Source organism: Vibrio echinoideorum, from assembly GCF_024347455.1.
In the GTDB taxonomy this organism is placed as follows: domain Bacteria; phylum Pseudomonadota; class Gammaproteobacteria; order Enterobacterales; family Vibrionaceae; genus Vibrio; species Vibrio echinoideorum.
In genome coordinates this window covers 507,301-521,520 of the sequence record NZ_AP025483.1, presented here as the reverse complement: position 1 = coordinate 521,520, position 14,220 = coordinate 507,301, and the positions used below count along the sequence as shown (strand labels likewise).

11 protein-coding genes are annotated in these 14,220 nt (G+C 44.5%); 1 reads left to right on the top strand and 10 read right to left on the bottom strand.

What is annotated here, in order from left to right; all coding sequences use genetic code 11:
* Positions 1–20 precede the first annotated feature (20 nt).
* The 4 genes from OCV36_RS02540 to rlmD all read right to left on the bottom strand — a co-directional run bounded on the left by OCV36_RS02540 (position 21) and on the right by rlmD (position 6,517).
* Positions 21–1,661, bottom strand: a complete 1,641-nt coding sequence (locus OCV36_RS02540; RefSeq protein ID WP_017075378.1) for a CTP synthase — start codon at positions 1,659–1,661, stop codon at positions 21–23.
* A 150-nt stretch (positions 1,662–1,811) separates the two neighbouring features.
* Positions 1,812–2,609 (bottom strand): nucleoside triphosphate pyrophosphohydrolase, encoded by a 798-nt coding sequence (gene mazG, locus OCV36_RS02535; RefSeq protein WP_135457197.1) that lies wholly within the window; start codon positions 2,607–2,609, stop codon positions 1,812–1,814.
* Positions 2,610–2,837: 228 nt separating this feature from the next.
* On the bottom strand, positions 2,838–5,063 hold the full coding sequence (relA, locus tag OCV36_RS02530; RefSeq protein ID WP_029225103.1) for a GTP diphosphokinase: 2,226 nt from the start codon (positions 5,061–5,063) through the stop codon (positions 2,838–2,840).
* 134 nt (positions 5,064–5,197) lie between these two features.
* The gene (rlmD, locus tag OCV36_RS02525) at positions 5,198–6,517 is read right to left on the bottom strand and encodes a 23S rRNA (uracil(1939)-C(5))-methyltransferase RlmD (RefSeq protein WP_135457199.1); all 1,320 of its coding nucleotides are present in this window, start codon (positions 6,515–6,517) and stop codon (positions 5,198–5,200) included.
* A 165-nt stretch (positions 6,518–6,682) separates the two neighbouring features.
* Between rlmD and barA the strand changes: the two genes are divergently transcribed.
* On the top strand, positions 6,683–9,496 hold the full coding sequence (gene barA / locus OCV36_RS02520; RefSeq protein WP_135457201.1) for a two-component sensor histidine kinase BarA: 2,814 nt from the start codon (positions 6,683–6,685) through the stop codon (positions 9,494–9,496).
* Positions 9,497–9,618: 122 nt separating this feature from the next.
* On the opposite strand, the gene acpS is transcribed toward barA, so the two are convergent.
* From acpS to lepB, 6 genes are all read right to left on the bottom strand, one after another.
* A complete protein-coding gene (acpS, locus tag OCV36_RS02515; RefSeq protein ID WP_017075383.1) occupies positions 9,619–9,999 on the bottom strand; it encodes a holo-ACP synthase in 381 nt (126 codons plus the stop codon).
* An 87-nt stretch (positions 10,000–10,086) separates the two neighbouring features.
* Positions 10,087–10,824 carry a pyridoxine 5'-phosphate synthase gene (gene pdxJ, locus OCV36_RS02510; RefSeq protein WP_017075384.1) on the bottom strand — a complete coding sequence of 246 codons (738 nt, stop codon included), beginning with the start codon at positions 10,822–10,824 and terminating at the stop codon, positions 10,087–10,089.
* Positions 10,821–11,549, bottom strand: a complete 729-nt coding sequence (gene recO / locus OCV36_RS02505; RefSeq protein ID WP_017075385.1) for a DNA repair protein RecO — start codon at positions 11,547–11,549, stop codon at positions 10,821–10,823. Before recO ends, pdxJ begins: the two co-directional genes overlap by 4 nt.
* A gap of 103 nt (positions 11,550–11,652) precedes the next feature.
* Positions 11,653–12,624, bottom strand: coding sequence for a GTPase Era (gene era, locus OCV36_RS02500; RefSeq protein WP_135457203.1), 972 nt, complete (start codon positions 12,622–12,624; stop codon positions 11,653–11,655).
* Positions 12,617–13,294 carry a ribonuclease III gene (rnc, locus tag OCV36_RS02495; protein WP_017075387.1) on the bottom strand — a complete coding sequence of 226 codons (678 nt, stop codon included), beginning with the start codon at positions 13,292–13,294 and terminating at the stop codon, positions 12,617–12,619. The genes era and rnc overlap by 8 nt, the downstream gene beginning before the upstream one ends.
* A gap of 26 nt (positions 13,295–13,320) precedes the next feature.
* Positions 13,321–14,217 carry a signal peptidase I gene (lepB, locus tag OCV36_RS02490; RefSeq protein ID WP_017075388.1) on the bottom strand — a complete coding sequence of 299 codons (897 nt, stop codon included), beginning with the start codon at positions 14,215–14,217 and terminating at the stop codon, positions 13,321–13,323.
* Between the last annotated feature and the right edge of the window lie 3 nt (positions 14,218–14,220).

The following is a 14,220-nucleotide window of genomic DNA, read 5'->3' as shown; positions in this document are numbered from 1 at the left end:
GCTACTACCTGTATTCCTTTTTACTTTTCTAATTCGCCGCGCTGATATTCACCAGCTGCTTTAACGAAACCTGCAAACAATGGGTGACCATCGCGAGGTGTTGAAGTGAACTCTGGGTGGAATTGAGCAGCAATGAACCATGGGTGGTTAGGGTTCTCAATAACTTCAACCAGTTTCTTGTCCGCAGATAGACCCGATACTTTTAGGCCCGCTTTTTCAATTTGTGGACGAAGATTGTTGTTCACTTCGTAACGGTGACGGTGACGTTCGTGGATCGTCGCACTACCGTATAATTCGTAAGCTTTTGTCCCCTTAGTTAGGTGACAAAGTTGCGAACCTAGGCGCATAGTACCACCTAGATCAGATTTTTCAGTACGCTCTTCAACTTTACCTTCACCGTCAATCCACTCAGTGATTAGGCCAACAACCGGGTATTTAGTTTCTTTGCAGAATTCAGAAGAGTGTGCACCTTCCATTTTCGCAACATTACGAGCGTACTCAATAAGAGCAACTTGCATACCTAGACAGATACCTAAGTAAGGTACTTTGTTTTCACGAGCGTATTGTGCAGCAAGGATCTTACCTTCAACACCACGATCGCCAAAGCCACCAGGAACTAGGATTGCATCTAGGCCTTCTAAAATCTCTACGCCTTTTGACTCAACATCTTGAGAGTCTACGTATTTAATTGTGACGCTTAGGCGGTTTTTCAAGCCTGCGTGCTTAAGTGCTTCATTTACTGATTTGTATGCATCTGGTAGTTCAATGTACTTACCAACCATACCAATCGTTACTTCACCCGTTGGGTTAGCTTCTTCGTAAATTACTTGTTCCCATTCAGACAGATCAGCTTCTGGAGCATCGATACCGAAACGCTTACATACAAGATCATCAGTACCCTGTGCACGGATTAACTGTGGAATCTTGTAGATTGAATCTACGTCTTTCATAGAGATAACTGCTTTTTCTTGTACATTACAAAAAAGAGCAATTTTCTTACGTTCGTTTGCTGGGATAACACGATCTGAACGACAAACTAGAATGTCAGGTTGGATACCAATAGACAGTAGCTCTTTTACAGAGTGTTGCGTTGGCTTAGTTTTAAGCTCACCCGCTGCACCTAAATAAGGAACGAGAGTTAAGTGCATAAACATCGCGCGTTCACGACCTAATTCTACAGCTAACTGACGAATCGCTTCCATGAATGGTAGAGATTCGATATCACCAACAGTACCACCAACTTCAACAAGCGCGATATCGTGGCCTTTAGCACCAGAGATTACGCGTTCTTTAATAGAGTTAGTAATATGTGGAATAACCTGGATAGTTGCACCTAGGTAATCACCGCGACGTTCATTACGTAGAACGTCAGCATAAACACGACCTGCAGTGAAGTTGTTACGCTTGGTCATCTTGGTGCGAATGAATCGCTCATAGTGACCAAGGTCAAGGTCAGTTTCAGCGCCATCTTCCGTAACGAACACTTCACCGTGCTGAGTCGGGCTCATAGTGCCTGGATCAACGTTGATGTAAGGGTCAAGCTTCATCATAGTCACTTTAAGACCACGAGCTTCTAAAATAGCCGCAAGAGATGCTGCTGCAATACCTTTACCTAGAGAGGATACAACCCCGCCAGTAACAAAAATGTAATTTGTCGTCATGTTTAACCTGAAATTGGTTGAATGAGGGAAATGGATTACTTCTGGACGGGATGAAAATATACCAGAAGCCCCTTATCGCCACAACGTGAAATCTATCACACTGCTATTTTTTATTTTTTGCTTCAAATCAATTCATGATAAATGCTTTGGTTATCTTTTCTCCGCCACTTTGACCTCATCCCACATGGAATCAAGCTGTTGTAGAGAAAAATCGGTTAAATTCTTATCTTGTTGGCGAACTATTTGTTCCACCCCTTTAAAACGACGTGAAAATTTCAAGTTCGCTTTTGTCAGAGCCGATTCCGGATTTTTGCCCAGATGTCGAACCAAATTTACCGTTGCAAACAGTAAATCACCCAGTTCTTCTTCAACTAACTCTTCGTTTGGTGTTACTTGAAGCGCTTCTTCTAGCACCTCATCCACTTCCTCTAAAACCTTATCCGCTACTGGTCCAATAGAGTCCCAATCAAAGCCAAATTTTGCGACTTGTTTCTGGATCTTTGTAGCACGCGAAAGTGCAGGCAGAGAGTTTGGTATTGAGTCTAGAATACTTTCCTGAGTTTTTCCTGCCTCTGCTTTTTCTTTGGCTTTTTCAGCTTCCCAATTAGCATTAATTTCTTCGTCGTTAGTAAACTCGGCATCAGAGAATACATGCGGATGGCGGCGTGTCAGTTTCTCATTGATACCGTCTACCACATCAGAAAACTCAAACAAGCCCTGCTCTTTCGCCAATTGGCTATAGAAAATCACTTGAAACAACAGGTCACCTAACTCTTCTTGTAAGTTTGGCCAATCTTTATTGTGAATCGCGTCCACCACCTCATAGGTCTCTTCGATAGTATGCGGCACAATTGTTTCAAAATTTTGTTTTAAATCCCTAGGACAGCCACCTTCTGGATCGCGCAGCTTAGCCATAATCTGTTCAAGTTGTTCAATCGGGTGATTCATCGTTTTCTTCCTATTCACTGTCTTTGATTTTAAATTTATAACGTCTTCTAAAACTAAAAAAGGTGAGTAGCCAAAACCACTCACCTTTGTTGATACTGTCTAATTCTCTAAATAATTGAAACTGTGGCTAGGCGACAAGCAAACGAGACTCCTGAGCATAGCTTGTCTATGTGATTGAGCGAGTGCGCGCAGGCAACAACGCCATCAGCTTCAAGTATGACGAGAATTTTAGCCTAGGCGTTTTACGCTCATTACATCTTTGATTTGTTCTACTCGGCTGGTCACTCGACTCAGAATCTCAATATTGGTCACTTCCAAATCGAAATCCATAACCGACAGCTGACGTTTATAGTCAATACGGCTCTTCATTGTCGTTACACTGACTTTTTCGTTCAAGAACAATGATGTGATGTCTTTTAACAAACCGTTGCGCTCTAGCGCTTCTACACGCAGTGTTAGGATATATGAGCCTACAAAACCATGTCCCCAGACTGTATCGATAATACGCTCAGGTGCATGTAAATTAAGCTCACTTAACTGCTCACAATCGCTGCGGTGTACCGATATACCACGACCTTGAGTAATGTAACCTTTGATCACATCGCCCGGGATCGGCTGACAACAACGAGCCAAGTGGGTCATTAGGTTATCGACCCCTTCTACGACCACGGCATCTTTTTTCGGGCGGCTCTGATGAGCGGGCTTATTATCAGATTCAAGCAACTTCTCTAGCGCTTTCTTATCTTCTTCTTCCGCCGTCGGCTTATTAACTAGGGCATTGATGTGATTCACGACTTGGTTAATACGCAAATCGCCACTACCAATACCCGCATACAACTCATCGGGCGTGTTGACGTTGAATCGTTTCAGCGCATATTGCTCAGCATCTTTCAATGTTGCACCGACTCTGCCGAGTTCGACTTCTAAGATATCTCGTCCGGCTTCAAGGTTTTTCTCTCGACTCTGAGCTCGGAACCATGCATTAATCTTTGCTCTTGCACGGCTAGAGTGAACAAATCCTGTGGTCGGATTTAGCCAATCACGTGATGGGTTCGGTTCTTTTTGAGTGATGATCTCAACTTGATCGCCCATTGCGAGCTTATGAGTAAACGGAACTATTCGACCCGCTACTTTTGCACCGATACAACGGTGCCCGACCATCGAGTGGATGTGGTAAGCAAAATCCAACGGTGTTGCACCCATTGGTAGATCAACGACATCACCGCGCGGTGTAAAGGCATAGACACGGTCATCAAAGACTTGGCTGCGCACTTCATCCAGCATTTCGCCAGAATCCGACATCTCTTCTTGCCAGTCGATAAGCTTACGCAACCAAGTGATTTTTTCGTCGTAGCCGCTACGTACGTTGCTAGATGCACCTTCTTTGTATTTCCAGTGCGCAGCAACACCAAGTTCAGAGTCTTCATGCATCTGCTTGGTACGGATCTGAATCTCAATGGTCTTGCCTTCAGGGCCAAGAACCACGGTATGAATTGATTGGTAACCATTTGGCTTGGGATTCGCCACATAGTCATCAAATTCACTGGGTAGGTGTTTGTATTTGGTATGAACCACGCCCAACCCGGCATAACAGTCTTGCAGTTGGTCGGCGATAATACGCACCGCACGTACATCAAAAAGCTCATCAAACTCTAAGCCTTTTTTCTGCATTTTACGCCAAATGCTGTAGATGTGTTTTGGTCGGCCGCTGACTTCAGCATTGATGCTTGAACGCTTCATTTCTGCCGTTAAATCATCAACGAAATCTGTAATGTATTGTTCGCGCACGATACGACGCTCAGACAGCTGTTTTGCAATCTGTTTATACGTATCAGGTTGTTGGTAGCGGAAAGCGTAATCTTCAATTTCCCACTTTAGCTGACCAATACCCAAACGATTTGCAAGCGGAGCATAGATGTTGGCACACTCTTTTGCTGCCGCACGGCGCACAGCATCAGGAGCCTTTTTCACTTCTATAAGGTTACAAATTCGTTCAGCTAGCTTGATGACTACGCAGCGGAAGTCATCCACCATTGCGAGTAGCATTCGACGAACATTATCGACTTGACCCGAGGCTGCACTGCCTTCAAGGGTAATATTTAGCTGGCCCAAAGCCGCCATTTCTTCCACGCCATCAATCAGCTTTACGGTTTCTTTCCCGTAACTCTCTTCAAACGCTTCGCGCTCAAAAACACCGCTTGATACGACAGGGAATAGCTGTGCTGCAATTAAAGTAGCGCGATCCATAGACAATGTGACCAAGATTTCGATCATTTCACGTCCACGCCAAAGCAAAAGTGTTCCTTGATCGTGATCTTTTAATAGCTCTTCACAGTGACGATAAACTTTGGTCAGTTTATTCGAGGTTTTTGCGTCTTGATTTAGTGACGCAATCCAATTATCTAGCTCAAACTGTTCGCTTGGGTTTAAATGTGCGCTTCGTACCGCAACCATCATGCCTTCCTAGTTATTATGTTTTATACCCAATTCAATATGACTAACTGGTTCCGCGTTAGTTCGAATCATATTGATATCAGCGCAGACTTCCCTGCGCCTTTGATTCATTTTGAAGCTGTGTTTAGGAGCCTCTAAGCCTTGATAAAGAGAGCCATCGATTCTAGATGACTGGTATGAGGGAACATGTCCAACATACCCAGCTTAGCCAATTGGTAGCCTTGTTTTTCTAAGCTCTCAGAATCTCTAGCTAGAGTAGCAGGATTACACGAAACATAAACCACACGCTTCGCTCCTAGCGCTGAAATTTGATCAACGATCCCACTCGCTCCGGCACGTGCTGGATCAAGCAACACTTTGTCGAATTTTTCTTTTGCCCAAGATTGCGAAGATAGGTCTTCTTCAAGGTTGGTTTGATAAAATTCAGTATTGCTTAACTGGTTTAGCGCAGCATTAGACTTGGCTTGTTGTACCATTTCATCAACGCCTTCCACGCCAACCACAAACGCCGATTGTTGAGCGATAGGCAAACTGAAATTACCCAAGCCACAGAACAGATCAAGCACGCGGTCATCGGTTTGAGGCTCAAGCCACTCAATCGCTTGAGCAACCATCTGTTGGTTCACTTTCTGGTTTACTTGAATAAAGTGGTTTGGCTCAAAAGGTAACGTTACGCCAGTTTCGCTATAAGCTGGCGCATCCCCAACTAAGCGAACCAATTGATCGGTTTCAGGCATCGAATAGAGCGTTGCGCCCTCTTCTTTTGCTAACGCAATCAGCGCTTGCTCATCTTTCTCGACCAAAGGTTTAAGGTGACGTAGCACCATCACTGGACCAGTATCTCCGAGTACTAATTCAAGATGTCCTAAAGACGTAAGGTTCTTGAAAGTGTTCAGTAAATTCTTCAACTTTGGCAACAATACATTAAGGCGAGAATCAAGAACGGCACAGTCGGTGATATTTTCAATCTGCTTACTTTGCTTCTTACGGAAACCGAACTGAAGCAGCTGTGTTTTTTTATCAACAAATAAGCTAATTCGAGCACGGCGGCGATAACCCGTTTCTTCACCCAAAATAGGCTGCGCAAGCTCAGTGTTAGTGGTTTGATATTGACTCATCAGATGCGTAAGGGATTGAGCTTTGTGCTCTACCTGAGAAGCGTAACCGAGGTGTTGGAGGTGACAGCCACCACACTGATTAAAGTGCTTACAAAACGGCTTTAAACGCTGCTCACTCGGCTTCAGTAATTTGATGAGTTTTGCTCGCGAAAACTTACTTTTGCTCTCAGTAAGTTGAATAACAACCTGCTCACCAGGCAATGCGCCATCAATGAAAACAGGCTTATTTTTCTGATAAGCGATGCCAGCGCCATTGTGATCCATTCGTTCAACCAAAATCGATTGATGCTTGGTCTCGAGTTGAGTTTTCTTTTTTGGTTGGAAAAAACGTGCCATTGCTTGTGCCTAATGTATCTTTTAATAAGTAATTGGTATCCAGGACTCACTATTCTGTCTTGGAATCATTGTCGAACGTCACGGCTTTGATTAAGCTTACCGTTCACTTAACCGCCATTGTGTGCGTTATTTTCCCATATCCAGACCTCGATGTAATTAAAGAACATGACCAGATATGGCTTAAGAGCCCGTGTAATTACCTTAACTCTAGCTCCAACCCTGATTATTGGGCTGCTATTGAGTGCATTTTTCTCATTTAACCGCTATCAAGACCTTGAAGGGCAAGTGGTTAACACTGGTACCAGTATCATTGAACCACTTGCGATTGCGAGTGAATCAGGCATGAAGCTCGAAAGTCGAGAGTCTGTTCGTCAGCTGATTAGCTATGCTCACCGAAAGAATTCCAAACTGGTGCGCAGTATCGCGGTGTTTGATGAACGTCATGAGTTGTTTGTAACCTCAAACTTCCATCCTGACTTTGAAAGCCTAACTTATCCAAAAGACAAACCCATCCCGCATTTAAGTTCATCGAACTTGCTCGACAATACGTTGATTCTTCGAACGCCTATCATTGCGGAAGGTCAGTACATCAACTCAGCAAACGGGCAATCTCAGGCCAACCAAGCGATCGGCTATATCGCGATTGAACTCGACTTGTCTTCATTACGATTACAACAGTATCAAGAGGTGTTCTCTGCTTTCTTGGTATTGATTCTGGGGCTTGGGCTTTCTGGTGTATTTGCTTTTCGCTTGATGCATGACGTAACCCAACCGATCACACACATGAAAAACATGGTCGACCGAATTCGTCGTGGTCACCTAGATGTGCGTATCGAAGGTAAAATGCATGGTGAGCTAGATTCGCTGAAAAACGGTATCAACGCGATGGCGGTTTCGTTATCAGAATATCACGTCGAGATGCAGCACAGTATCGACCAAGCAACTTCCGATCTGCGTGAAACCCTTGAGCAGCTAGAGATTCAAAACGTTGAGTTAGATATCGCGAAAAAACGCGCCCAAGAAGCCGCTCGTGTTAAGTCTGAATTTTTGGCAAATATGTCTCACGAATTGAGAACACCACTCAACGGTGTGATTGGCTTTACTCGCCAAATGCTCAAAACCCACCTATCGAACAGCCAAACCGACTATCTGCAAACCATTGAACGATCCGCGAACAATCTACTTAGCATCATTAATGATATCTTGGACTTTTCCAAACTCGAAGCGGGCAAACTAGCCTTAGAAAACATCCCATTTGAGTTCCAAGGAAGCCTTGAAGAGGTCGTCAACCTTCAAGCAACCAATGCTCATGAAAAAGGCTTAGAGTTAACCCTTAAAATTGATCCTAAAGTACCGCAAGGTGTTGTTGGTGACCCACTACGTATCCAGCAAATATTGACTAACCTTGTAGGTAACTCAATCAAATTCACTGAGCGTGGCAACATCGATATCAGCGTCGAGCTACGCTCACAAACCGAAGACAGTATTGAATTACAATTCATGGTTCGAGACACGGGGATTGGTATTTCTGAACGTCAACAAGCTCAATTATTCCAAGCCTTCAGTCAAGCGGATGCGAGCATCTCTCGTCGCTATGGCGGTACAGGCTTAGGTCTGGTCATTACCCAGAAATTGGTGAGCCAAATGGGTGGAGAGATCAGTCTAACCAGTCGCCTACACCAAGGTTCGACGTTCTGGTTTACGTTAAGGCTTTCTACCACTGATATGCCGATGACTGAGCTGATTGAGACTCAGTGTTTGCAAGACAAGCAACTGCTGCTTATCGAACCAAACATGCAAGCGGCGTCGATTACTCAACAAATCTTAACCCAAGAAGGCTTGGTGGTCACTTATCGTTCAGTTATGCCTGACGAGTCTACCTCGTATGACTACGTTCTACTCAACCTAGCCGCGAACCAAGAGTATCAATTTGATACCGTGAGTGGTTGGGCTATTGGTGCGAAGAAAATAGCTCAGAATGTAATTATTGGTACGCCAAGTACCGAATTAGCACTAGGAGAGCAACTAATGAAAGAGGTGGACGTTCAATGCATTACCAAACCCCTCTCTCGTAAGAAACTGTTGCAAACTCTCATATCGAATCAAGCGCCAACCTTGATTGCTCCTGCCATTGAAACACACTCGGAAGAGAAGTTGCCGCTCACCGTATTAGCCGTTGATGACAACCCTGCCAACCTAAAATTAATTACCGCACTACTGAAAGAACGCGTAGAAACAGTCATCAGTTGCACCAGCGGTCAAAAGGCCATCGATAAGGCAAAAGAAACACCATTTGATATCATTTTCATGGATATCCAAATGCCACAGATGGACGGTGTGACCGCTTGTCAGAACATCAAGAAGCTGGCTAACAATGCGAATACACCGATCATTGCAGTGACAGCTCATGCCATGGTGGGCGAACGTGATCGACTACTTGCAGCCGGTATGGATGACTACCTCACCAAACCAATTGAAGAACATGTTTTACAACAAGTACTCATTCATTGGAACCCAACGTCAGAAGTTGATCACATCGAAAAAATAGACCCTGACCACCCAGCAGTTTCCACTGAGGTGGACAATAGCCAAGTATCAGAAACAGAAGCTAACGAACACAAAAACATCATCATTGATTGGCAAGCAGCAATGAAGCAGGCAGCCAACAAAGAAGATCTCGCACGAGATATGTTACAAATGCTAGTGGACTTTATTCCTGAGGTTTATGAGGCCGCCGACAAAGCGATTGAAGACAGTGATTACCCTGTTGAACAATTGACACACATCATCCATAAAATGCATGGCAGCAGCTCATACAGCGGCGTACCAAGGCTAAAATCGGTTTGTGCAACGATAGAGAAAGAGTTACGTTCTGGAACTTCAGTTGAAGATATTGAACCGGAGCTTTTTGAGCTTCAGGATGAATTAGATAAGGTTCAAGCAACCGCGATTCACTACTTAAAACCGGCCAAGAGATAGCATCAGCCGAAATAATAAAGACTGAAGCCTTAAATGCAGACCAATAAAAAGCAGAGCTCATGAGCTCTGCTTTTTTTGTCTAGTGCTGAATTCAAACTAGATTGAGATTGGCGGTAATCTATTTATGACTCGAGTAACACCGTTGCCACGGCATAGTGCCGCTCATCTGAGATAGTCAGGTGAATCGACTTGGTTCCACTCGCCTCCGCGATTTCACGAGCTTTCTTATGTAAGCGTAATACTGGCTTACCATGCTCATCATTGGAAATCTCGAAGTCGTGAAAGGTAACACCAAGAGCAATCCCCGTACCTAGCGCTTTAGACGCTGCTTCTTTAGCAGCAAAACGCTTTGCAAGGTAACGCCCTTTTTGCTTTAGTTGTTGAAACACTTCAAACTCAGAATCCGTCAAAATACGCTGCGCAAAAGCATCGCCACTTCGCGACAATGCCTTCTCGACACGTTCGATTTCTGCGATATCTGTACCTAATCCAACAACAGCCATGTTTACCCTACTACCAAGCTTCTATCTATTAACTTTATCGATTCTACTGATTAACGCTTACGACTAAACTAATGACGAGTTAAAGACCTAAGCGTTGTTGCGTGCTGTTTCCATCACGGCTTTCATATCTGCAACGGCTTTATTCAAACCATCAAAGACCGCGCGTCCCATGATCGAGTGACCGATGTTCAACTCGTAAATCTCAGGAAGTGCCGCAATCGGCGCTACGTTGTGATAAGTCAGACCATGACCAGCATTGACGGTGATACCAAGATCGTTTGCATAGCTTGCGCCTGCAGCAATCTTTTTCAGTTCATCTTGCTGATCTTCTTCTGTTTCAGCATCGGCGTAATGGCCAGTGTGCAGCTCAATGAAAGGTGCGCCACACGCTTTTGCTGCGTCGATTTGCTCACGATCCGCATCGATGAACAGAGATACTTTAATACCCGCTGCAGACAGTTTTTCTGTCGCTGCTTTGATTTTCTCTAGTTGACCCACAACATCCAAGCCACCTTCTGTGGTTAGCTCTTCACGCTTTTCTGGAACCAGACAAACAAACTCAGGGTTAGTATCGAGTGCGATTTGAACCATCTCATCCGTAACCGCCATCTCTAAGTTCATTCGAGTCTGGATAGTTTCAGCAAGAATGCGTACATCGCGATCTACGATATGGCGACGATCTTCACGTAAGTGAATGGTAATACCGTCAGCACCCGCACGTTCAGCAATTTCGGCTGCGTGTACTGGATCTGGGTATTTAGTACCACGTGCATTACGTAGAGTTGCAATATGATCGATATTAACGCCTAAAAGAATTGAGCTCATTTTCCAATACTCCGTGCTCTAGAGAGGGCTATTGTTGGCATAAATAGCTCCCTACTTTTTAATGGTTTGCCGCCAAGATACGGCTTTAAGGCTATGCGTGTAAAGCGTTTTGCCGCTTTTAACTGCTCTTTAGTGACAAACCTACGTTCGCTGATTGCGATAAGTTCATCACCCATGAATGTCAGGTTATCTCTACGTATCGAAGCGATGAAACCTTTCTGCTCTCGATAGCGATAGGTCATATTCGGATCAATCGGTTCGCCGGTACCCGCGCAGTGTAAAAAGTCGACGCCATACCCCATAGCTGAAAGTAGAGCCAGCTCAAAACGACGTAGCGCTGGCTCTGGGTTCTCATTATGAGCCAGTTCTGTTAAAGCATGAAGATAGTCGTGAAAAAATGCGGGCATAGCCACTTCGGCCATCAACACTCGCCCAACCAACTCATTGACATACATTGCTGAATACAAGTTGATACCGGCAAGAGGGAGCCCCAAGCTAATTGGCTCAGCTTGGCGTAAAGTTTTCATTGAACCGTTGCCTGACCACTTAAGTAGCAGCGGCGTAAAAGGTTGCAATGCACCTTTCAAATTAGAACGCTTACTCCGAGCACCTTTAGACATCAACGTCACCCGACCATACTCTTCACTGAAGACGTCCAGAATCAGGCTCGTCTCACTGTATGGTCGACGGTGTAACACAAAGCATCGCTGTAACCCTTCGCTCAATCACTTACCCTTCTTACAGATACAAAAAGAGAGAGTTCGCACTCTCTCTTGAATTTATGGTCAGTTCAACTTTCTCACCGAAGAAAGTGATACTCAATCTATATTATAGATCGTCAATGTAACCTAGTGAGCGAAGTGCACGCTCATCATCAGCCCAACCAGACTTAACTTTAACCCAAGTCTCTAGGTAAACCTTACGACCGAATAGTTCTTCCATATCGAGACGAGCTTCACGACCAATCGTTTTGATCTTCTCGCCCGCTTTACCAATAACCATCTTCTTCTGACCTGTACGTTCAACAAGAATCAGGGCATTGATATGGAAGCCATCGTTATCTGGGTTGTAATCAAAACGCTCAATTTCAACCGTTACTGAGTATGGTAGCTCTTCGCCTGTGAATCGCATCAGTTTTTCACGGATGATTTCAGATGCCATAAAACGCTGTGAACGATCCGTTACGTACTCTTCAGGGAAGTGGTGCGTCGCTTTCGGTAAACAATTACGAACATGCTTACGCAGTACATCGATATTCTTACCTTGCTTCGCCGAAATAGGTACAACATCAAGGAAGTCCATCTTCTTAGACACTTCCATCATATGCTGCATCACATCGGTACGGTCTTGAACGTTGTCTACCTTGTTAATACAAAGTACGACTGGGAAATCTGTTTTTCTCAGCTTGTTCAGTACCATTTCATCATCGTCAGTCCAGTGAGTACCGTCAACAAGGAAAAACACTAGGTTCACATCGCTCAGTGAGCTGTTCGCCGCACGGTTCATCAAACGGTTGATTGCACGCTTTTCTTCGATGTGAAGTCCAGGAGTATCAACGTAGATCGCTTGGTAATCACCTTCAGTTTCTACGCCCATAATACGGTGACGTGTCGTCTGAGGTTTACGTGATGTAATAGAAATCTTCTGACCCAGAATATGGTTCAGAAGCGTCGACTTACCTACGTTTGGGCGACCGACAATAGCGATAAAGCCACAGTGTTGGTTTTCCGGTAGGCCCGTTTTTTTGCTATCAGATGAAAAGAATGCATCGATATCGAAATCTTGGTTGTTATCAGACATTGCTTAGTTGCTCTAATGCTGTTTCAGCAGCCGCTTGTTCTGCCTTGCGGCGGCTAGTGCCTTTACCGATAACAGGTTTATCCACACCTGCCACTTCACACTCAACCGTAAACTCTTGGTTGTGTGCTTCACCTTTAATATTAGTCACTGTGTAGACAGGTAGAGGATTTCTTCGACCTTGTAAAAACTCTTGTAGACGAGTTTTCGGATCTTTTTGAGATACTCCAGGCTGAATAGCATCTAGGCGAGATTTGTACCAGCTTAAAATAATGCCGCGAACCACCTCAGTATCACTATCTAAATAGACAGCACCGATGATAGCTTCAACAGCATCCGCTAGAATAGAATCACGACGGAAACCGCCACTCTTCAACTCACCTGGACCTAATTTTAAGTAATCTCCTAGTTCGAATTCACGACCTAGTTCTGCCAACGTATGACCACGTACTAATGTTGCACGCATGCGGCTCATATCACCTTCGTTTACCTTAGGAAAACGATGGAAAAGATCATCAGCGATAACAAAACTTAAAATTGAATCGCCCAGAAACTCAAGACGTTCGTTATGTTTACCTGCGGCGCTGCGGTGAGTCAGCGCCAAATGGAGAAGATCGGCATCATTGAACTGATAGCCAATCTTTCTCTCTAGTTTATCAATTGGAGAATTCATGCTCTCTCGATGTGTTATGTGATCGATTAATGAATCCCACCGATGCGATTAAAACGCACACCAGTAGGAATCCATGTTGGAAGTACACTGTCTGAACCACGTTCAAATTCGAAGCTAATCCAAATAGCAACGGCCTTACCAACAAGGTTTGCTTCAGGGACAAAGCCCCAGTATCGGCTATCAGCACTGTTGTCACGGTTATCACCCATCACAAAATACTGGCCCTCTGGAACGACCCACTCATTAACACCATTACGAGGCTGATATGCTTGTACACGATCACGGCGTAATGGGTTAACTAAAATCTGGTGCTCCACGTCTCCAAGCTGTTCATTCAGCTGAATCAGGGGGACACCATCTTGAATAAATTGGCTTTCTTCAACGTTACTTAGTTTCACTGGTTCACAGCTGCTAGCACCTTTCGCTTGAATGCAGACCTCTTTACGGCTGCTGTAGCGAATAGTATCGCCCGGCATACCAACAACACGTTTGATGTAGTCAATATTCGGCTGAGGTGGATACTTAAATACAATTGAGTCACCACGTTCTGGCTTGCCTGTTTCTACCAACTGAGTGCGCCATACTGGGTCTTTTAGGCCGTACGCATACTTTTCTACCAAGATAAAATCACCAACCAAGAGGGTTGGCATCATCGAGCCAGAAGGAATTTGAAACGGTTCATAAATAAATGAACGCAAAACCAAAACAAATGCAATTACCGGGAAAATGGACACACTGTTCTCAACCCACCAAGGCTGAGCCGTAACTTTAGCGCTGGTTTCAGCGTCTAGGCCATTCGATTGTGCTTCAACGTCAGCTAGTTTTTGCTGGCGTTTCTTCGCCCACACAAACTTTTCCAACGCCCATACAATGCCGGTCACTAGAGTTACGATCACTAAAATAAGCGAAAATGTATTAGCCATTGA

What these genes read in the sequence shown, in the direction of transcription:
- OCV36_RS02540 (WP_017075378.1), bottom strand. Translation starts at nt 1,661, where the DNA reads ATGACGACAAATTACATTTTTGTTACTGGCGGGGTTGTATCCTCTCTA.
- mazG (WP_135457197.1), bottom strand. Translation starts at nt 2,609, where the DNA reads ATGAATCACCCGATTGAACAACTTGAACAGATTATGGCTAAGCTGCGC.
- relA (WP_029225103.1), bottom strand. Translation starts at nt 5,063, where the DNA reads ATGGTTGCGGTACGAAGCGCACATTTAAACCCAAGCGAACAGTTTGAG.
- rlmD (WP_135457199.1), bottom strand. Translation starts at nt 6,517, where the DNA reads ATGGCACGTTTTTTCCAACCAAAAAAGAAAACTCAACTCGAGACCAAG.
- barA (WP_135457201.1), top strand. Translation starts at nt 6,683, where the DNA reads ATGACCAGATATGGCTTAAGAGCCCGTGTAATTACCTTAACTCTAGCT.
- acpS (WP_017075383.1), bottom strand. Translation starts at nt 9,999, where the DNA reads ATGGCTGTTGTTGGATTAGGTACAGATATCGCAGAAATCGAACGTGTC.
- pdxJ (WP_017075384.1), bottom strand. Translation starts at nt 10,824, where the DNA reads ATGAGCTCAATTCTTTTAGGCGTTAATATCGATCATATTGCAACTCTA.
- era (WP_135457203.1), bottom strand. Translation starts at nt 12,624, where the DNA reads ATGTCTGATAACAACCAAGATTTCGATATCGATGCATTCTTTTCATCT.
- rnc (WP_017075387.1), bottom strand. Translation starts at nt 13,294, where the DNA reads ATGAATTCTCCAATTGATAAACTAGAGAGAAAGATTGGCTATCAGTTC.
- lepB (WP_017075388.1), bottom strand. Translation starts at nt 14,217, where the DNA reads ATGGCTAATACATTTTCGCTTATTTTAGTGATCGTAACTCTAGTGACC.